At 44.7% G+C, this 20,931-nt stretch carries 14 protein-coding genes; 1 reads left to right on the plus strand and 13 read right to left on the minus strand.

The genetic code is table 11. The features are described from left to right. Nucleotides 1-121 precede the first annotated feature (121 nt). From KHS79_RS20840 to dhbC, 10 genes are all read right to left on the minus strand, one after another. Nucleotides 122-904, minus strand: a complete 783-nt coding sequence (locus KHS79_RS20840; RefSeq protein ID WP_212721637.1) for a 4'-phosphopantetheinyl transferase family protein — start codon at nt 902-904, stop codon at nt 122-124. Next, complete coding sequence (locus KHS79_RS20845) at nt 904-1,737, minus strand: ABC transporter ATP-binding protein (RefSeq protein ID WP_233468536.1); 834 nt, start codon at nt 1,735-1,737, stop codon at nt 904-906. Before KHS79_RS20845 ends, KHS79_RS20840 begins: the two co-directional genes overlap by 1 nt. After that, nucleotides 1,701-2,810: a FecCD family ABC transporter permease gene (locus tag KHS79_RS20850; RefSeq protein ID WP_212721640.1), complete on the minus strand. Its 1,110-nt coding sequence runs from the start codon at nt 2,808-2,810 to the stop codon at nt 1,701-1,703. Before KHS79_RS20850 ends, KHS79_RS20845 begins: the two co-directional genes overlap by 37 nt. Further along, nucleotides 2,807-3,964 carry a FecCD family ABC transporter permease gene (locus KHS79_RS20855; protein WP_212721642.1) on the minus strand — a complete coding sequence of 386 codons (1,158 nt, stop codon included), beginning with the start codon at nt 3,962-3,964 and terminating at the stop codon, nt 2,807-2,809. The genes KHS79_RS20850 and KHS79_RS20855 overlap by 4 nt, the downstream gene beginning before the upstream one ends. A gap of 11 nt (nt 3,965-3,975) precedes the next feature. Next, nucleotides 3,976-5,004 (minus strand): ABC transporter substrate-binding protein, encoded by a 1,029-nt coding sequence (locus KHS79_RS20860; protein WP_212721643.1) that lies wholly within the window; start codon nt 5,002-5,004, stop codon nt 3,976-3,978. 34 nt (nt 5,005-5,038) lie between these two features. Then, entirely contained in the window at nt 5,039-6,427 is a 1,389-nt protein-coding gene (locus KHS79_RS20865) for an MbtH family NRPS accessory protein (protein ID WP_212721646.1), read from the minus strand. After that, nucleotides 6,424-10,461 carry a non-ribosomal peptide synthetase gene (locus KHS79_RS20870; RefSeq protein WP_212721648.1) on the minus strand — a complete coding sequence of 1,346 codons (4,038 nt, stop codon included), beginning with the start codon at nt 10,459-10,461 and terminating at the stop codon, nt 6,424-6,426. The genes KHS79_RS20865 and KHS79_RS20870 overlap by 4 nt, the downstream gene beginning before the upstream one ends. 8 nt (nt 10,462-10,469) lie before the next feature. Further along, the gene (locus KHS79_RS20875) at nt 10,470-11,432 is read right to left on the minus strand and encodes an isochorismatase family protein (RefSeq protein ID WP_212721661.1); all 963 of its coding nucleotides are present in this window, start codon (nt 11,430-11,432) and stop codon (nt 10,470-10,472) included. 86 nt (nt 11,433-11,518) lie between these two features. Beyond that, nucleotides 11,519-13,249 carry a (2,3-dihydroxybenzoyl)adenylate synthase gene (locus KHS79_RS20880; protein WP_325167638.1) on the minus strand — a complete coding sequence of 577 codons (1,731 nt, stop codon included), beginning with the start codon at nt 13,247-13,249 and terminating at the stop codon, nt 11,519-11,521. A gap of 5 nt (nt 13,250-13,254) precedes the next feature. Then, nucleotides 13,255-14,493: an isochorismate synthase DhbC gene (gene dhbC, locus KHS79_RS20885; RefSeq protein ID WP_212721662.1), complete on the minus strand. Its 1,239-nt coding sequence runs from the start codon at nt 14,491-14,493 to the stop codon at nt 13,255-13,257. A gap of 268 nt (nt 14,494-14,761) precedes the next feature. Between dhbC and KHS79_RS20890 the strand changes: the two genes are divergently transcribed. Beyond that, nucleotides 14,762-16,006, plus strand: coding sequence for an MFS transporter (locus KHS79_RS20890; protein ID WP_212721664.1), 1,245 nt, complete (start codon nt 14,762-14,764; stop codon nt 16,004-16,006). A 103-nt stretch (nt 16,007-16,109) separates the two neighbouring features. On the opposite strand, the gene KHS79_RS20895 is transcribed toward KHS79_RS20890, so the two are convergent. From KHS79_RS20895 to KHS79_RS20905, 3 genes are all read right to left on the minus strand, one after another. Beyond that, nucleotides 16,110-17,828, minus strand: a complete 1,719-nt coding sequence (locus KHS79_RS20895; protein WP_094787239.1) for a methyl-accepting chemotaxis protein — start codon at nt 17,826-17,828, stop codon at nt 16,110-16,112. A 253-nt stretch (nt 17,829-18,081) separates the two neighbouring features. Further along, nucleotides 18,082-19,818 (minus strand): acyl-CoA dehydrogenase family protein, encoded by a 1,737-nt coding sequence (locus KHS79_RS20900; RefSeq protein WP_212721666.1) that lies wholly within the window; start codon nt 19,816-19,818, stop codon nt 18,082-18,084. Between the two features lie 99 nt (nt 19,819-19,917). After that, nucleotides 19,918-20,688 (minus strand): substrate-binding periplasmic protein, encoded by a 771-nt coding sequence (locus tag KHS79_RS20905; protein ID WP_212721667.1) that lies wholly within the window; start codon nt 20,686-20,688, stop codon nt 19,918-19,920. Between the last annotated feature and the right edge of the window lie 243 nt (nt 20,689-20,931).

Raw genomic sequence — 20,931 nt, forward strand, 5'->3', positions numbered from 1 at the left:
GGCAATTAACTGCTAAAAAATGTCTGTAACTCAGGCTTTCACGGATAAATTATATTTTATCCCTAATGATTTTAGGGTATCTTTTTTTAATCATATACCCATAGCGATGGGTATAAATGAATTAACTATTTTTTACACACATAATCAGCGTACAAATAAAACCATTCTGGTATGTATATGTACCTTGAAAACAATCACCCGCTTGATAATTTTCAGATAAACTCTGCGTTAGCTGAAGCAGAAAGGATTGTTCTACTGTATTTAGTGCGATGAGCTCTGCTGCATCAAAACCAAAAAACTGATTTATGTGTGGATATATTGCTTTGTAAAGGCTTTCTTTGGCGGAAAAAGCCAGGGTTAAAAACCAATTAAATGGACAGCCCCATTTTGCACAATTGTTTTGTTCCGTCAATGAGATAATTTGCTTAGCAATATCCCTTGCAACGGAAAGTGTAATTTCTTTTTCTAAATCAACTCCGAGTGCAGTTACATATTTTGAGTTAGCGACTACAGCCAGAGCAATATGCTCACTATGAGTAATAGATCCAATGATGCCTGCAGGCCAGCATGGACTTCGGTCACTATTTATGGGAATCATCACCGGCTGCTTAAAGCCTAAGGTATACAACGCCTGTTGTGCACTATAACGGCCCGCCATAAACTCAATTTGACGTTTTAATACCGCTTTGTTTAAGCCATCAGGTAATGTGATACCTAACTGCGAAAATGCTGATAAATAAACATCTTGCACCTTATAGTGACAACCACCTGAAAATAAAGTGCTTGTTGTGCTATTAGGAATAAGACCTGTGAATTTTACCGACTGATCTGCACCAATCATCGCTAATGCAGCAGCACGCGTTAAAGACGCATTGTCCTCTGGCTTATGCCTTTCTTTAAGCATTAAGCCACCTCCCTAGCAGTAAGTGCTTTGGCTACCACCACAGGTACCTCATCATCAGGAGACAGCAAAATATCTGCTTCAATATCGTACAGTTGCCTAACCAGCTCTGAGGTTAAAATTTCCCGCGGGGCACCACTAGCAATAACGCTTCCTGCCCGCATTGCCACCAAATGATCGGCAAAACGGGCTGCCGCGATCAAGTCATGTAAAACCAATACCATGGCTTTACCCTGTCGAGCTAATCCTTTGACTAATTGCAATACTTCCAACTGATGACCAGGATCTAGCATACTGGTCGGCTCGTCCAATAATACGACAGGTGTTTGCTGCGCTAAGACCATTGCCAACCAGCAACGCTGACGCTGACCTCCGGATAACGCATGCAATGAGCGAGTAGCCAAATCTGTCACTCCGGTTTTGGCCATTGCTTCCTCGACTGCCTGCTCATCATCGCTGGACCACTGACGAAATAGCCCTTGATGTGGGTGACGGCCAAATTGAATCAACGTTAACACCGACATTTCGCCGGGAGCTTCTGGCGTCTGAGGCAAGAGGGCCAACTGTTTTGCAACCTGCGCGGGTCGCGCCTGCCAAATATCATGACGATTCACTAAAACACGTCCCTGTTGGGGACGATGTAAACGCGCCATACTTTGCAACAAGGTTGACTTACCACAACCATTGGGTCCCACAATTACAGTCACTTCGCCCGCTTTAAGCTGAAGATCAACATTATTAACGGCAAGATAATCACCATAACTCACCTGTAACTGCTCGACATGAATTGCAACAGCCATCAACGTTTTACTTCCTTTTCCTGCAACAAAACCCATAACAAAAAAGGTCCACCCAGCAAGCTGGTCACAACCCCCACAGGAATTTCATTGGGTGCTAACACGATACGCCCTAAGGTATCTGCCACTATCACGACAATACCTCCCAACAAACAGCTATTACCGAGCCCTAGTACATGAGGGGGTAACCAGCGAGAAATTAAAATAGGGGCAGCAATCGCCACAAAACTGATAGGCCCACCAATCCCCACACCAAGGCCAGCCATTACTAATGCTAAGGCCAAGGCCATAAACTGGACTTGACGAACATTAACACCCAAGGACTGGACATGAGGTTCAGTGAACTTAAATAACCGTAAGTGCCAAGCTACGCCGAACGCGCTCACCAGGCAGAGCATCAGCAGTAAGCTGGCCGGCATCAGCTCGGTGTAATCACTATTGGCTAAATTGCCTAAAGTCCAACTATGCACTGCACTGGCATGCTGGGCTGTCGCCCTGGAAATCACCAAGTCATTCAGTGCTCTGGTAAAGTAGGCCAGGGCTACGCCAACCAATAGTATTTGATAGCCACGTCCTCCAATCCCCCCTGCCAAAAAGGCCAGTATAATTCCCACTAACACTGCTCCTAGTGGTGCTAACCACCAGGGTCCCAGTATATTCAAGGGACTTAACAGTAACCCCAATAATAATAAAAATGTGGCACCTTCATTCACCCCCAATACTTCTGGTGAAGACAAGCGGTTCTGCGTAATTTGCTGTAACAAGGTACCTGCCGCCGCTAGCGCAACCCCCGTTAACACGCCTGCTAATAACCGGGGCCAGCGGATATCCCACACTAAGAGTTGGTGAGCCGACTGCCCTGCTCCCTGACACAACAACCAAAAATCACCAAAGGAGATGGCTACCGAACCTTGCATCAGGGTAAAGAGGCTTGCGACGAGTAATAATAGCCACAGCAGCAAGTGAAGATAGAAAGCCCGCTTGGAGAAGGTTACCGTCCATTGAGCAAAGTGCAGACAAGCACAATCTATTTTTTTTATATTTATACTTTTTAATCGTTGCCTGCCAGCACGACCTGTATCCTTCGTGGCAACTGAATGAGAGCGACTCATGAACGCCGCCCTCCTGGAACCATCATCGGCTGGAGCCGTTTACTCCTCACTAACCAAATCAACAGTGGCGCTCCCACAGCAACCAGCATACTGCCTACAGGCATTTCAAAAGGTTGCATTATCCAGCGTCCTAAAATATCCATGGCTAGCAGTAAAGCACTGCCCAAGCCAAAGGCCATTAATAGCAAACCCTGGGTAGACTCACGCACTAACATGCGGGCTAAAAATGGCGCGAGTAACCCCAGAAAAGCAATGGGACCCGTCAAAGCCACCGCACTCCCTGCTAGCAAAGCAATAACCAACGATAATGCGAGTCGAGTCCGGTTCGGGTGATGACCTATTGCCGTCGCACTGGCATCCCCTAATTGTAATGCTGCCAACGGCCTGACTAATAACAACGCCACCACTATCCCTATTATGGTAAAGGGCAAAACAGCAAGTACCCGGTCCAGTTCAATGCCGGCTAATGAACCCAAAATCCAAAATCGAAACTGATCAAAAACCGTTTGCTTGGTTAGCAAAAGCATGGCTGTCAGGCCCTGGCCTGTTGCATTAACAGCAATCCCCACCAGCACCAAACGTAAGGGCGATATCGGTGCCTGCACACGATGACTGGCAAAGACAATAACCATATTCCCAGCCAGTGCACCGATTAAAGCTCCGACCATATAAGGAAAGCCCGCTTCTGCAGCAAAGAACACAATAGCCGCCACCACCCCCAGTGCAGCGCCAGCATTGATGCCTAACAGGCCCGGCTCGGCAATCGGGTTACGGGTAATACGTTGCATCAGCGCTCCTGCCAAACCTAAACTGCCTCCAGCTAATATTGCCGCCAGCGTCCTTGGCCAACGAATCGTCTCCATCACCACAGAGACTGTGGCTGGCAACTGCTCAGCAGGCTGGATAGTCGCTGGCGCTATCACTAATGACCTGAGATATGACAGGCTATCCTGTAAGCTGATATAGCCCGCCCCCACTAACATGGAAGCAACAATAAGCACGCCATTCACCAGGAAAACCAGCAGCAGTCGGTTGGCCCACGAGCTATGGTCTCTGGACGATAAACCCAATAACTGCTTTAACACTAAAAAACAGCGCCAGAAAGCTGAGCGCTGTGTCATCAGAGAACGATCAACGGCTTTTTCTGTGGACATGGACGAAAACCTTATGACTTGGGTGTCATACTATCCGCCACATCCTTGAGTACGGCCATTGCCGCTAAAGGTCCACCCACACTGGTCCATAGTGAGCCATCTACATTAACCACTTGCTTATTCTGTACCGCTTTTAATGACTGATAAACGGGCATCTGCTGCATCGTCTGCATGGCATCCACTGCTTTACCAGAAACCGTCAATGTCCCCACAAATAACCAGTCACCATCAATTAAAGACAACGCCTCCAGACTCAAAGGTGGAGAGTGTCCAGGTCCAGGCTGACGCTGTGCTGTTGGCCGCTGTAACTGAAGATCAGCTAATACATGGCTAACAAAGGCATCTTGCAACATGTATCCAGGCCCTTGAGGATTCCAGCGTACGACACTTACTGTCGCCTGCTGCTGATCACCAAGCTGCTGACGAATAGACTGAACCTGTTGTTGATAATCCTGAATAAACTGAGTAGCGGTAGCGTCTTTCTTAAGCCAACCTGCCACTCGCTGTAATGCTGTCTGCCAATCATCAGTAGACTGATAACTCACTGCAGTAGGTGCAATTTTCCTTAACTGCTTTAGCTGCTGAGGGTTAATGACCCCTCCTACTAAAATCAGGTCTGGCTGTAGTTGAACCAATTCATCCAGGCTAGGCTGTCCTAGCCGCCCAACCAGGCGAATATCCTGTAACTGCTGATATTGTGCTAAATAGCGTGGAATACCAGGTTGTCCACGACCTGCTGTTGTACCTACTGGCGTAATACCCAGTGCTAACAGCATATCCAGATCCATTTCACTGAGTACCACCAAACGCTGAGGTGCTTGTGATAATGTGACCTCGAATCCGGTAATATCGTTAAAACGTTGCCATTCCTGCTTATGGCGGGTCAGCTGTTCAGTACTGTGCTGTGCACTTTGTTGCACCTCCCCAGAGTTAGACTGTTCATCTGGTTGGCAGCCCACCAGTAGTAATCCTAAGCACAGCCAACATAGTGTGTTTAGTGCGCGGAACGCTGTACTTTCTTGAAAGCTAACCCTATGCATTACATCTCTCATCATCAGGTCTTATTGATTTAATTTAAGGATTATGAGTAGCGGTATTTTTCTGACTGTCAGTCACGTTTGAGGTATCAGGCAGCAATGACTGTAGACGCTGACGAAAGTCTTTAGGCAGCCGCTCTGTGCGCTGCCACATGGTACTTAGCCAAGCTTGGTCAGCCACCACCGATTCAGGTAGTTTTACCTCTCGCGCTAACCCTGAAAGAAATAGCACCCCTTCCACCATCGAGTTAACGGGAGGCACCTGCTCCGCAGAGACTGAAGTTTGAACTGGCAAATCAGCGTTTAAGGCTGCAAAGGGTAACGCCCCTAACCACCCTTGCTCAGAGGCAATGACCTGAGGCCAGACATAAGATGGCTCTGCATTATGGCTAGGAGTACTTAACAAACGATGCCGTAATTCAAACTGCAAGATATCCGTTGTCCACAACATATAGCTGCGTCCAGGCTGCTTTTCTGCCAACAGCTCTCCCAGTGTGGCCTTCACTGCCATTACCGAATTACTTGTCTTTTGCGCTGGAGTTTCAGTATTCGCTGAGGCTACTTGTTTAGCACGATTTCGCGATATCGGCTGTCGAGTGAGATGATAACCACCAAAGATCATCAAACCTTTACGCCCTTTGTTAAGCACCTCTAACTCAATGCGCTGGTAATAGCCTTGGTCACGAGCTGCCTGAAGCGCTTGCCAGTCACTGGGTTGCTTTATCTGGGCCCAGTCAAAAGCAGGCTCCGCAAGCACAATACGCAGCTGTTGGCTTTTTGGTCGTTGCTGGTTCAGCTGACGAACCATTTTAAAAAGCTGCTGATAGCCACTGGGCTGCCATACCACAAAATTCAACGTGTTTTGCCAGGCTTTTGCCAGCTCTGTCTCAGGAACTGGTGCTCCTGCCACGTACTCATCGACCACCGACTGATAGGCCGCATTACCAAATTCAACCACAATGTCATCGACTACCGCAGCCAGTTCATCTGAACGTAACAAGTCTGTAAATGCCGCAATAACGGCAGGATGCCAGTGCATCTCTGACACCCCCACTAAGTCATAGTGATCAAACAGCGCTGTTATTCCTTGGGCTGCAGGTTGCAGTGATGACAGTTTGGTCGCTTCTTCATCGCTGGATGGCTTATTCACAGATGGGATATTCATGACAACATCAGCCTGAGAGTCACTCCCTAAGTTTTGCTGTGCAATAAACTTCATACAGCATGCTTTGTAGGGTAAGGGTTCGTTTTGAGCATCATTTGACGCTCCAGGTAAAACAGCTGGCGATAACGAAGGTGTACTATCTGAGCTAAAACGTACCTGCCACCCTTGCGGTAACACCAGGGATACTGGCCAAATTGCCAGATCCCCTTGATGATTTTCCACCACCTGATAGTGAGCCATAGGTAAATCAAATACACTCATATCACATCACCTCCTTGTATCCACTTGCTTAGCGTATTCCCTATCAGTTCAACCATAGGTGGCTGTAGCATCATGCCATGAGTACAAGGCACATCATGACAATGAAGCTGTCCAGTGACATACGGCTGCCAACCATCACAATCCACACTGATCTCTGGGCGAGGTCCTGTTGCCTGGAAAAATACCGCATCACCCTGAAATACTTGGTGGTTTGAACTCCTTACCAAATGACTGTTATCAATCACCACCTGAGTAATCGCCTGCCAGGTTGCTTCAGATAAACTCGCAAGCGCACTACCCTGCTGCTTTAAGATTGATCGTGTTTGCATCGGCGTTAAGTGGTCAGGAAACCCTGTATCCGGCTCATAGCCTGCAATTCGTAACAATGCCTGCAGTGCTTCCTGCTCACCAACGGCTGGCATATTGCGCCATTGATCTGAGGGGTAAGCATCAACCAGTGCCAGTAGCTGAACCTCTTCACCTTGCTGTTGGAGCTGAGCTGCCAGCTCATGCGCCAACATCCCGCCAAAGGACCAGCCCAGCAATTGATAGGGACCTTCAGGTTGTACCTGCTTAATAACAGCCAAATAGTCACTGGCCATTGACGCTAAGGAACGCTGCTCATTTAAATATGGTCTAGCTTCTTCCGCTGCCAGTAAAGGTGCCTGTAGCCCATAAACTGGAGTATCCACTGGCAGGTAAGGTAACAGTCCGCTATAGCACCAGCACAAGCCTCCGGCAGGGTGAATGGCAAACAGTGGTCGTCCTGAACCTTGAGTGCGCAGTGGCAACAGCATTTCCAAACCATCATTGAGTGGTTTGTCTGCAGCCAGTGCCGTCACTAAGCCTTTTGCCGTAGGTTTCGCAAACACGGTACCCAGTGGTATCTCGACACCCACTACCTGTTGTAAACGACTTATTAATTTCACCACTGAAAGCGAGTTACCGCCTAGGGCAAAAAAGTTGTCATACGGACCCAGCACGGAAACACCCAAGACTTCAGCCATGATTGAAACTATTTGCTGCTCTCTGAACGAAGCTGGCGCATCTTTCAATGCCTGACTGCTCAACACAGGATCAGATAACTGTTTACGATCCAGCTTACCGCTGGGAGACAACGGCAGTGCTGATAGCACTTGAATGACTGGGGGTACCATATAATCTGGAAGCTGATTGACTATCACCTCTCGGACAGCCGTAATGAGTTCATCCTGATCTGCTGCAGAGGCCAATGTTGGCACAATATACCCCACCAGCATCGGTTCATTGCTGGGTGAGTGTTTGATCGCAACAGCCGCCTGGGCAACCAGTGGCTGCTGCGCCATCACGGCCTCAATCTCACCCAGTTCGATACGCAACCCTCTCAACTTAACTTGATGATCCATACGACCAAAATATTCCAGCTCACCTTGAGGGTTCCAGCTGGCCAGATCACCCGTACGGTACATACGCTGGCCATTCTCAGCGAAGGGATCAGGTACAAAACGCTCAGCAGTGAGTTCCCGTTGCCCTAAATAGCCTTCAGCCAGATTACGCCCCGCGATATACAGTTCACCCTTAACACCAACAGGCGTAGGTTGTAACTGCCGGTCTAATACATACATCCGGGTATTCCAGATCGGCTTACCTATTGGCACTGTTGCTGAATCCTGGTGCTGAGGACAGTCCCAATAAGTCACATCCACAGCAGCCTCGGTTGGACCATAAAGATTATGTAAAGTAGCCTGTGGTAAGCACTGATAAAACTGGATCACTGCATCACGAGGTAGTGCTTCGCCACTGCACATGACCTTTTGTAAGCTCGTACAGTTCTGTGCTGCTGGACAATCAAGAAAAGCTTGCAGCATTGAAGGCACAAAATGCATGACCTGGATAGCTTGCTGCTGAATCAGCTGCGCTAAGCCCTGCGGATCTTTATGAAGTTCTGGAGGCGCTACCACAAGGGTTGCACCAGTGATAAGCGGCCAAAAGAATTCCCACACCGAGACATCAAAGCTGGAAGGTGTTTTCTGCAAAACCTTGGAGCCAGAACGAATCACATATTGGTCTTGCATCCATAACAGCCGATTAACAATTGCCCGGTGAGAAACCACCACCCCTTTAGGCTTGCCAGTTGAGCCTGAGGTATAAATAACATAAGCAGGGTCGGTTGCCTGCAATGGCTGCCGCATTTCATTGGCTAAGGGCCAGTGATTTGGCATTGAGTGCCAGGGAACGTTCACACCAGAAGCATTGGCCCCATCATGCAACAGGTTATCAACAAAAACACAAGGAAAGCTGAACAGACTGGCCAGCGATTGGCAGGTCAGAATAAGCACTGGCTGAGCATGGTCCTGCATATAGCGAATACGCTCAGTAGGATAGTCAGGATCAATCGGTAGGTAAGCACCACCAGCCCGAATAATAGCTTGTTGGGCCACAATCAACGCCAGGCTTCTGGGAATAGCTAACCCGACAAATTTACCTGGCCCTACGCCTTGCTGAATAAGATAATGAGCCAGCTGATTCGCCTGATTAGATAGTTCGTCATAACTTAACCTGTGGTTTTCAAATACGACAGCTGTATTACTTGGTGATAAATGCGCTTGTGTCTTTAGTAAAGCATTTAGCGTGGTTTCGGGTACGACATGTGCAGTCTGGTTAAAGCCATTCACCAGCTGCTCAAACTCTCCAGGCAACAACATACCCAAACTGCCCAGAGGCTGTGAGAGGTCCGCTCGGCACCAGTTTTCTAGAAAATGCGGTAACCGTTGAGTCAGTAATGCCAGATCAGCATCACTATAACAGCTAGGGTTGCCCTCTAAGACCAATTGAAAACGTCCATCACGAACAAATAAATAGATTGATAAATCATCAACAGGGCCTGCAGCCAGATTATGAAGTGTCGCCGTTTCACCTAAAAAGTCGCTATCACCTTCAAAAGGCAACACATTGACTAAGGTATTAAACAGCGGACGTCCCTGCTGAATTAAGCCAAGGTCATGTTGAATTGCCTCAAACCGATAGCGTTGATGACGACGCGCGCCCAGAAACTGCTTAACCACTGTGCCCATCAGTTCACCCAGCGAGGTTTCTGCCGTCATAGCAATGCGCAATGGAATAACATTCACTTGCATGGTCGGGGTTCTTAGACTCACTGAGCCAAAACGCCCCATCATGGGTACCCCAAGTACCAGCGCTTCAGTATGCGTCATACGCTGCTGAAAGCCTGCCACTGCAGCGTAAAATACCAACTGCCAACTCACATCTGTCTGCTGGCTGATTGCTTTTAAATTCGCAACCAACTCATTACTCAGGGTAACCTGCTGACGACGTGGGCAAGATTGAGCATCTGCAGCGTAGCGACGGACACTCAACGAGCATGGCTCTGGTAAAGTAGCAAACTGCTCTAGCCAATAGTGCTTATCCTGCTGGCACTTTGCTGACTGCCAGTAATCCTGATCTTCCTTGAGCAGCACTGTAAGCGGTTGAAACAGGCAAGGTTTGATGGTGGAAGCGCTCACTAAAGCCCGATAGATTTCAGCAACGCGGGCAATCAGCAATGAAAAACCATAACCATCGATTGCAATATGGTGGATGCCTTGATACCAAAAATAGCGATCTGGAAATACCTTAATAATGGCCTGGCGAACCAGTGGTCCCTGCTGCAAGTCCATGGGTATTGATACATCATTCTGCATCCACTGCAGCGCATCTGCCACAGGATCAGCAGCACAACTACAATCAATGACCGCTACTTCAAGCTGCCGCTCATGATCAATACACTGCTGTGGCGCACCATCCACTAACTGAAATCGACAGTGAAGCGAATCGGCTTCTGAAACAGCTTGCTTAATTGCCTGCTGTAAAAAGTCCAGATTTAATTGCCCGCGAATATCAAGGTATTCCCCTGTATTGTATACGACACTTTGCGGGAATCGCTGTTGGGCATACCATATCCCAGCCTGGGCACGGCTCAGTGGCTGCCAATGACGTCCAGCCCTTTGTTGTGTATTCTTAGTGGGTAATCCCGCTGCTCCTGCTGTCGACTGCATTACTTACCTCACACAGATGCTGCTTGTGAACCCGTAACTAACTGTTCCCAACCCGCTAAGGTAGGATTCTCTGCCAGGTCCAGTAAGGTGGTTTTTACCCCTTGTTGTTGCCACTGTTCTAACAAAGTCATTACCCGTATGGAGTCTAAACCCAACTCTATTAAGTTATCGTCAGGCGCTAACTCGTCCAGCTCTACATCGAGCCAAGTAGCCACTTGTTGTTGCCAATTAACGATTGTTTTTACTGGTGATTTTTGCTGAGCACTGTGTACTAGAGTACTTATGTTATGTGGCCGAGCATTATGAACATCATCTGTCGTATGATCAATGTTATTTTCAATTAAACTATCCAGTAATGAGGCTGTTGATAGTGTAAAACCACAGCGCTGAGCAACATAATTAACTGCATTAAGATGCTCATCATAAGAAAAATCAGCGATCGCATCTGTGACAAAAAAAGCTTGAATATCATTCATAAAAGCATCTGCAGCGGTTAATTGACAGCCAATATGGGCATAAACACCACAAATAATAAGCTGATCCCGTCCCTGTTGGCGCATTTGCTGCAGCAAATCAGTACGCTGAAATGCACTGTACCGCCATTTTGTTAATACATGATCATCCGCTTCGGGAGCTAATTCGTTAATTATTGCAGTTTGGTTTGGGTCATCTGCAAGTCCTTTACCCCAAAAATCCGTTAATAAAGCACGCTGTTGTGGTGTTTGATTACCAGGCTGCGCTGAGTAGTAAACCGGCACGCCAAGCGTTTTTAATTGTTGTTTAATATGTTGAACATGCTCAATCACAGTGGCAATTAATGATGAATTATCACCATAAAAATCGAGAAAATACTGTTGCATATCATGCACCAGTAATACGGCACGTCTTGGGTCAACAGTCCATTTCACTTTATTTGCACTAAAGCAATCTTGTGATGGAATTTCATAACTACTAATCCGTGGAATAGCCACAGCAGCCAGCCTCCAACAAAAAATATTATCTAATAAAAAAACACTAAAAAAGCTGGAAAAATTATCCGCTCTTAATCCGATTACACTTACGTGTTTTCGCTTTCAAGCAAAGCACGCAACTGCTTTTTATTAACTTTACCAACTGGTGTTTTTGGAAACTGTTTGATAAACACAAATCGGTCAGGAATTTTGTAATTAGCAACACCCTGCGCCAACAAAAAACGCTTTAACTCAATTTTTTTCGGAGGGTCGATTGGTTGATTATCTTCTGTTGTCGGTAATGCAATAATAAATGCACAACTCATCTCACCGAGTACATCGTCCGCTACAGCCACTAATGCTGCATCTTGCACAGCTGGATGAGTCACTAAATAATTTTCAATTTCTTCGGCAGCAATTTTCTCCCCTCCTCGGTTTATTTGGTCTTTAGCCCGCCCTTCAACAACCAGATAACCTTGTTCTGTTAAACGAACACAGTCCCCTGTTCGATAATAACCATCATTAGTAAAGGCCTTTTGATTATGCTCTGGTGCATTAAAATAACCTTGAATAGTATAGGGACCTCGTGTTTGTAAATGCCCGACTGTACCCGTAGGAACCACTTCATCATCGTCATCAACAATACGAATTTCATCGGCTAATGACATCGGTTTACCTTGGGTATGAATGATGACATCTTCACTGTCATCCAGACGGGTATAATTCACTAAACCTTCAGCCATACCAAACACTTGTTGTAATTTACAACCTAATACTGGCGCTATCTGTTTGGCCACCTCAGGACTTAATCGAGCACCACCCACCTGCAAAACCTCAAGGCTACTGATATCCCACGACAACTGTTGTCTTGCTTGTAACCATACATTAACTAAGGGTGGCACTAGGGCTGTCATCGTTACCTGTTCTTGCGCTATCCATCGCCAACAATGGTCAGGCTGTGTGTCTGCAGCTAAAATAACCGTTCCACCGGCATAAAGTGTGCCCAATGTGCCAGGAGATGATAATGGAAAGTTATGTGCAACAGGCAACACGCATAAATAGTTACTATCAGACGTCAGTCGACAAACATCAACACTGGCTTTTAAACTATAAATATAATCATCATGAGTGCGTGGGATTAATTTTGGCGCACCTGTCGTCCCTCCAGACAATTGCAATAATGCTGGCATACTTGGATCAGGCTCAGATAGCGCTTGGACAAGCGACAAATCGCCTATCGTTAACAAATCATTAAATGATAAAAACTCTTCTGCCTCACCCACTACGATGACATGCTTAACCGTTGTCGCTTTTGCTCTTACCTTTCTGGCTAATGCGCGGTAATCATAGCCATGACTTTTATCCGCAATAACGTAGGCTTTTGCTTGGGCAAACTCACCAAAGTAGCTGATTTCTGCCTGGCGATGTCCCGGTAATGCCATAATTGGCCAAGCGCCTAGACGAAATAACGCAAAACAAATGGCAAAAAACTCAGCTTGATTTGGCATTTGCACAACAACAGAATCACCTGCTTGAATACCTAATTTAATTAAACCTGCTGCAAGTTGATCTGCCAGGTTATCCAGCTGTTGATATGTCCATCGATGGTTAGTATCAATAATCGCTAACTGATACGTTCGCTGTTCTGCCCACACACGTAACAGCTGACCGAAGGTAATGCCTTGCCAATAACCCGCCTGCCGATAATGCTCAGCAACTTCTGGCGGCCAAGCGGGTACCGATGTTAATCGTCCACTCATCGGTGTGTTATTCATGCCTTGCTCTAAATTACTTAAATTATTTACCGCAAAGGCATTTTTCTCTGCTGGATTAACCATAGTGATCAAGCAACCTCTGCAACATCGGTCAAGCCCACTGCATTTAGCATGGTTTTAAACTTAGTTGCTGTTTCCATTAATTCATGCTGTGGAATGGAACCTGAGACTACACCAGCGCCTGCGAATAAACGTAAGCGAAGGGCTTCAACCTCTGCACAACGAATCGTCACTACCCACTCACCATTCCCCTGGCTATCCATCCAGCCCACCATGCCTGTAAAGAAACCACGATCAAAGGGTTCAATTTCAGCAATGGCATCCCGCGCATGATTTGCAGGAAAGCCACATACAGCAGGTGTCGGATGAAGTGCTGACGCCAGCTCTAAAACCGTTGTGGCAGGATTTACCAGTTCACCAGAAATATCCGTTGACAAGTGCCACAATGTTTCTGTGTGAATCAGTGAGGGTTGATTTGGTACTGAAAGATTTTTACAAAATGGCTTAAGCGCTGAGTTCACTGACTCAATCACCAGGGCATGCTCATGTTGGTCTTTAGTGGAGTCCAATAAAGCATGTGCACGCTGTTGATCTTCATGGTGATCTGCACTTCGTGCCGCAGAGCCTGCAAGAGGATTCGTACGAATAGCCGTGCCTTGTTTATTAATCAGCAATTCTGGGCTGGCACCAACAAGTGTCTTACAGTGACTATTTTGCTGTTGTGTATCAACAGGTAAAGAAACGGCAAAGGTGTATCCTGCACGGTTATGTTGCGCCAATTTATGCAGCAGTTGAGACATATCTAATTGCTGAGGCAATGAAATATCCAATGCACGCGATAATACAACTTTACTGAGTTCTGAGTGTTTAAACCGCTGCAAAGCACTTTCAACCCCCTGCATATACGTTTCTGGCAAAGGTGTCTGCTGAATGGCGTAGCCGTTACTATTTGAACTTGTTATATTATTACTTTGATTTACATCACCTGCTGTATTTTTTGATACCTCAGGTAAAGGTTTACCCCAATTAACCGTTTCAGGCACCCATAAATGCATTGGCGCGTCTACAGCAAAGGGAATAGCTCCTACGATGATTGGATTCTCACTTCCTTTCGCTTGTGCTTCAGCCAACACCCCCTGTATGGTTGAAAACAAAGCGCGATCATTTAATGCCAAGTTTACTGAAGCTTGATTACCCGATGTTAATAATGAGTAATTAGCCGTTGTAAAGAAAAACGGGGTTTGCTGCTGATAAAACTGCGCAATCAAATCAACCCCAGTTGTTGTGGAACGTTTACTCTCATTCATGGAAACCTCGTAGCATACAACGACGACCTGTCTTATTTATCCCGTCTAGCGCTGAGGGGGGAACACAACAGTGTGTGTCCATGAATATTATTGCAAATGATAATGATTATCAATAAAATTTTACGACCGAACTGTCTTATTTGATTTTTATGAATGCTATTGGGCTAAGTAACGTTCATCTTCACAAGACCTACACTTATAGTTCGTGCACAGTCTTTAGACTTTTACCCCATGCATTGAAAGGTATACAACAATTAGCAGGTAGTTAATGAATATTAAAGCGTCCTTAACCCCATCTTCAGAACAAGCGGTCATCTTGCTGATGGTACTTGTGCAGTTTATTAATATGGTTGATTACATGATGGTCATGCCTTTGGGACCAGATTTTGCCAAAGCCTTATCCATACCTGTCGATGAGGCCGGTTTTATTGGAGGAGTGTATACATTTGCTGCGGCTTTTATGGCATTACTGCTAGCCAACCGCTTAGATCGCTTCGATCGTCGCTGGGCGCTTTTATGTTGCTTGGCCGGGCTCACTATCAGTACTTTTTTAGCCACGCTCGCCACCGGCTTTTATTCACTGATTGCCGCACGTATTGCAGCCGGTTTATTTGGAGGGCCTGCAGCTTCTCTGGCTACAGCCATTGTTATCGATCATGTGCCTGAAGAGCGCCGCGGCAAAGCCATGGCATTATTAATGAGTGCATTTCCTACCGCAGCAGTGATTGGTGTGCCTTTAGGTCTGGAAATGGCTCACTGGTTTAATTGGCAAGCGCCCTTTTATCTGGTCAGCGCCAGTGCACTGATTGTAATGGCGCTGATTTTCTGGATGCTGCCACCTCAAAGTGAACACTTAGCAGCAGCCCGTAAAAAACCACCATTTAAAATAACAGCTGCCTTAGCAGACCCAATGATGCTGCAAGGGCTGAGTATTACAGGTACAGCTATTTTTGCCAGTTTTCTATTTATACCTCACTTATCGCCTTATATTCAGTTTAACTTAGGCTTTCCACGTGAGGAAATTGGTACTTTATATATGATTGGCGGATTGGCCACCTATGTGATTATGCACATCACTGGTCGTTTAGTAGATCGCTTTGGACCTGTATCAATAACGTGGCTGGCTGCAGCAGGCTCTCTCACCATTATCTTCACAGGGTTTATGCCACCAGCATTATGGCCGGTGATGGTGACTTTTGCTGGCTTTATGGCCTTTAATGCCATGCGCAATGTTGCTGTACAGACAACCAACAGTCGTATTCCCGCGCCTCAACAAAGAGCGGGGTATATGGCAGCACAATCTGCCACACGCCACTTAGTCAGTGGTTTTGCCGTTGCTGTTTCAACGTTTATTTTAACCACCAGTGAAACAGGCGCCTTAGATCATATGGCAAGTGTCGCATGGCTTAGTGCATTATTTACGCTAATGCTGCCTTGGCAAGTAAGTCGTTTACACCGCTCATTAACATTACGCAAGCAGCAACAAGCAGAGAAGCGTGCTTTAGCCACATAATTCATTAAAGAAACCACTGTATTCACTACAGCTCGCAACTATTGGCCAGGTAATAGCTTGTGACCAGGTAATACGCTTGGTTGCAGCTGCCTGTCAACAGGCCCTAGTTTGTTTTAAACTGTTTAACCGCTGACTGCAATGTTTCAGCTAAAGAAGACAGGTCATGACTTTCTTTTGAAATTTGGTGTGTCCGCTCTGCATTGAGTTGGGTTTTATGGCTAATGTCTTCCACTGACTGATTTATTAATTCGGCCACACTGCTCTGCTCTTCTGCTGCACTGGCAATTTGCATATTCATACTGTTTATCGTATTTACAGCACTCGCAATATTTTTCAGCGATGCCTCCGCTTTTGTTGCACGCTGTACTGTTTCTGCCGCATAAGTACACCCTTCATCCATTTTAGTGACGGAGTTAGAAGCCTGCTGTTGAAGATTACGAATTAATGTCTGGATTTGTTGAGTCGATTCATGGGTTCTTAATGCTAAACTTCTAACCTCATCCGCTACTACTGCAAAACCTTTACCTTGTTCTCCTGCTCGTGCAGCTTCAATAGCCGCATTGAGTGCTAATAAATTCGTTTGTTCAGCAATGCTGCCAATAACATCTAAAATTGATTCGACATTAGCAGTTTCTTTAGCCAACTGTTTTATCACTTCACTGGTATTTTCGACACTGGTTACCAATGTAGAAATCGATTCAGTGACGCCAGAAACGATATCATGACCTTCAGTCGCCTGTTGATCCGCATGCTGGGTAGACTCTGCAGCGACATGGGCATTTTTTGATACTTCCTGAATAGAACTCACCATTTCAGTAATGGATGAAGCTATCTGCTCTATCCCACTTTGTTGCGCCTCGGTATCCTTTGCTGTATCTGATGTGTTGTTCGACAGTGTAGAGGCCAGTTGAGAAATATGCATGGAAGACTCTGTCACTTTACTAAGCACCTTACGAAAGTGCTGAGACATCAACTCAAGCTCCCTCAGTAACTGACCTACTTCATCCTGTTGCTGATTAGCTACAAACGATACGGCAAGATTACCAGAACTAAGCTGTTGTGCTACGGAAATACCTTTATTTAAATTAACTCGAATATTTTTAGCAATCATAAATGCTAAACATGTCCCTACCAATACTGATACCAAGGTAAAGATAACGGTGCGTTTGACCGCGCTACTTTCTAACTGCTCAGACTCCTGAATAATATCTAGTGTTAAACGCTCAACACCCGCCATTAATGAAATAATATGCTCATCAATCGTGTCCTGTTGTCGTTCTAGTTGTAAAATTTCACCTTCTATCAACTCAGAAGAAATATTTGAGGCAGCAAAAAAAGCTTGAACTTTAGCATCAAACTCAACAATTTCCCCTTTAAGCTTATTAAAGTCTTCGCGAATATTAACGATATTCTTCTCAATTTTCGCAGACCATTGTTTTGATAGTAAATTTACAACTAATTTATCGATTTCAGCTAGCCCTACTTGAACACCTTCAGTCGTTTTTTTGATAAGTTGTAGATTATGCTTGTTTACAACAGGTTCACTACCATCAAAAAAACTGGCACTCTCATTAAACTTCCTTTTTAAAATCAATCTTAACGCTCTTTCTATATAGATATTTTTTTCTAATTGCAGTGTAGATACTTCATTGGCGACACCTAAAAATGCAATTTCTTCCTTGGAAAGTGACTTGAGCTTATCAGACAATAACACTGTCTGGTTTAAACTATAAGCCGCAACAATAATGACAAAAAGCAGTAATAGCGTTGACAGTGACAGTATCTTTGCAAATATTTTTAAGTTTTTAAAAAAATGTAACATTGCCGTCTTCCCTGACGTGACTTAGCTTTAGAGGTACCCTTAGGTATTATCGTTTAAAATCATAGCGAATGATGATAATCGGTGAATTTTTTTTAAGCTAACCAATTAAAGGAAAGTATAGTTCGCAAAGCGCAATCGCACAGCAAACTACCCGTCAGCTATCCTCAAGACTACGGATCAACTTTAGTCTGTTAAAGATGCACACCGAAAGACCATGGATGTAAATTTATATACCCTTCACGAAGAGTATATTCTATAAGCTTACTGCGCTATCAATGATACCCTTAGCATTAACGCCATAGGGTAATGTTCCATATTGATGACTTGCTTCAGTTAGCCTGCTGTTGAAAAATGCATCTGCCACATCACTGTTACCATACTGAAGCAGTAAACTCGCCTGTAATAAAATAGCCATTTGTTCCACAATACGCCGCGCACTAAACTCCGCGTGCTGAACATCTTTAAATTGTGTTTTAAGCTTAGTTAGCAGCTTATCAAAGCGTAAGTCAGAACCTTTTGCTTGAGAAAGGGTTTGCATAAAAACATCAAGCACTTCTGGTTGCTTATTCATTGCCCGTAAAATATCAAGGCATTGAATATTGCCAGATCCTTCCCAAATTGCATTTACAGGTGCCTCACGATACAACCTTGGCATAACAGTTTCTTCCACAACCCCCATTCCACCAACACACTCCATGGCCTCATAGGTATGTTGAACTGCCCGTTTACAAACCCAGTATTTGCCCAATGCTGTTACCAAACGAATAAACATTTGCTGTTCTGTGTCCTCGGGCTGATCTAAAGCAAATGCTAAACGCATTCCTAAAGCCAATGACGCTTCTGATTCAACAACCAAGTCAGCTAACACATTGCTCATGAGCGGCTGCTCCACCAATAATTTTCCAAACGCTTTACGCTGTCGAGCATAATGTATTGCCTGTGCAACACCTTGCCTCATTAATGCTGAAGACCCCATAATGCAATCAAAACGGGTGAGAGATACCATATCAATAATGGTATTGACACCGCGTCCTTCCTCCCCAATCATCCAAGCCAGTGCACCACGAAATTCCACTTCAGAAGAAGCATTGGATAAATTACCCATTTTATTTTTTAGCCGCTGAATAAAAAATTGATTTTTTTCGCCTTCCGGACACCAGCGGGGCATTAAAAAACATGACAAGCCACCTTTACTCTGCGCTAATACTAAAAAAGCATCACTCATGGGGGCTGAACAAAACCACTTATGACCCACTATGTCATATGGTTCACCAGGTCCCCGTTTACTTAAAGGCTTAGCTGTTGTTGTGTTAGCACGAACATCTGATCCACCTTGCTTTTCTGTCATTGCCATGCCAATCGTTACACCTTTCTTCATAAAAAAAGGTTTATTATCAGGATCGTAATGTTGTGCATACACTTTAGGCAGCCATTCAGCCGCAATATTTGGCTGTTTTTTTAAGGTTGGAACCGCTGCGAAGGTCATGGTCAGCGGACAACCACTACCTGGATCAGCTTGTGTATGTAAATAGGCAATAGCCGCTCGAATTAAATGTGCATTAGCATAGTTTGACTGCCAAGGTAAACAATGATGTCCATGTTTTATCGCTGTCGCCATTAATTGATGATATGCAGGATGGTAATTAACCTGATCAATACGATGTCCATATCGATCATGTGATAGAAACTCTGGAATATACTTATTCGCGAGGAAGCCCGCTGACTGCAATTCATGTCCAACACATTTGCCATATTCCCAACACTTTTTTTCATTGCTATCAAACGCGTGGTTTGCTTTTGCTAATGACTGGCTAAACGTACGAAACCAATGGCCTAATATTGGATCAGACGAATAAGCATTATAGTTTTCTAAAGGTAAAGGCTGATTGATAACATTATGGGTTTCTGCATAACGTCTATAGCCCGATAATTCACACTCTTGTGAAATAATCTCTGTTTTAGTACTCACATCGCTAATTTGGCTGCTCATTTTTACATATCGTCCTTGATAATTATCTGTAAATAGCTGTCATAAGATAAAACACAAGCTTATTTTTATAAGCTAAGACATTGTAAACAAAGTTTCATATTAACTTTCAGGACTTTTTATATATTCACCACGCCGAGACTCAAGAATAAACTGGTCAACTCTACCTTGTTCCTGTAACATTTTAAGTCCTTTATTAAATAATTTCACTTTATATAAGTTTTTCGGTTTTTTCTTAGAAAACAGCATATGATAAACATAAGTAGTGATGACTTTAGGGTGATACGTCACCTCATCTTGCGCCGCTGTATCAAATTGTGTATTTAAAATAAAAAGCCCTAAATTGAGATCCATCGTAGTTATAGGAATACGACGCTTAAGTAATTTATCAAAGTTCATTTTATCTAAAGGAACTCGCTCCATTTTCAAGTGTATTCCCTTAGCAACTGCTTCATCATACCAAGTATACGATGCAGCCAAAACACCACCTATGGTTAAATTTTCTAAATCTTTCATCGTCCTCCAGTCAAAACGCATTGACTTCAGATGAAAAAAAACAGCAGGGCCTGTAATAATAGCGTCACTATAATAAAAATACTTCGCTCGCTCTTCAGTATATACCCATATAATAGTTGCATCCCAATGGCCTGCTTTTACATATTCATAACTTCGCGCCCACGGATAAAAGCCATATTCAACCTTTATATTAACTAGCGAAAAAGCTTCTCGAACAATATGAGCAGCGAGTCCATAATATTTTAAGTCTTCGGACAGGTAAGGAGGATACTCGCCAATAGCAATCCTTATTTTTTCACTTGAAAAGCTAAAACTAGCGATCATACTAAAAAGGACAGCAATTATTTTTATAAACACCTTATTCACCCTAAGGTTTTTAACAAAAAATTTATGACACATCCATAAACTCTAGCAAACGAACGACCACTAAATGAACTTTTGTTCCAATATATCTAAACACTAGGGCCTGTTAACACTATTTGAATCACCACTGCCGTAGACTATTTTTTCGCCTAGCAAGGCACAAGGAATGCCGTGTAGTCATTCTACATAAATGACTTGTAACACTGCTAGGTGGAAAAATAATCACGGCCCGAAGGG

Source organism: Zooshikella ganghwensis (assembly GCF_018263875.1).
GTDB lineage: Bacteria > Pseudomonadota > Gammaproteobacteria > Pseudomonadales > Zooshikellaceae > Zooshikella > Zooshikella ganghwensis.

Coding starts and splice junctions, on each gene's coding strand:
- KHS79_RS20840 (WP_212721637.1), bottom strand. CDS start 904: ATGCTTAAAGAAAGGCATAAGCCAGAGGACAATGCGTCTTTAACGCGT.
- KHS79_RS20880 (WP_325167638.1), bottom strand. CDS start 13,249: ATGGTTAATCCAGCAGAGAAAAATGCCTTTGCGGTAAATAATTTAAGT.
- KHS79_RS20845 (WP_233468536.1), bottom strand. CDS start 1,737: ATGGGTTTTGTTGCAGGAAAAGGAAGTAAAACGTTGATGGCTGTTGCA.
- KHS79_RS20865 (WP_212721646.1), bottom strand. CDS start 6,427: ATGAGTGTATTTGATTTACCTATGGCTCACTATCAGGTGGTGGAAAAT.
- KHS79_RS20890 (WP_212721664.1), top strand. CDS start 14,762: ATGAATATTAAAGCGTCCTTAACCCCATCTTCAGAACAAGCGGTCATC.
- KHS79_RS20870 (WP_212721648.1), bottom strand. CDS start 10,461: ATGCAGTCGACAGCAGGAGCAGCGGGATTACCCACTAAGAATACACAA.
- dhbC (WP_212721662.1), bottom strand. CDS start 14,493: ATGAATGAGAGTAAACGTTCCACAACAACTGGGGTTGATTTGATTGCG.
- KHS79_RS20895 (WP_094787239.1), bottom strand. CDS start 17,828: ATGTTACATTTTTTTAAAAACTTAAAAATATTTGCAAAGATACTGTCA.
- KHS79_RS20855 (WP_212721642.1), bottom strand. CDS start 3,964: ATGTCCACAGAAAAAGCCGTTGATCGTTCTCTGATGACACAGCGCTCA.
- KHS79_RS20850 (WP_212721640.1), bottom strand. CDS start 2,810: ATGAGTCGCTCTCATTCAGTTGCCACGAAGGATACAGGTCGTGCTGGC.
- KHS79_RS20900 (WP_212721666.1), bottom strand. CDS start 19,818: ATGAGCAGCCAAATTAGCGATGTGAGTACTAAAACAGAGATTATTTCA.
- KHS79_RS20860 (WP_212721643.1), bottom strand. CDS start 5,004: ATGCATAGGGTTAGCTTTCAAGAAAGTACAGCGTTCCGCGCACTAAAC.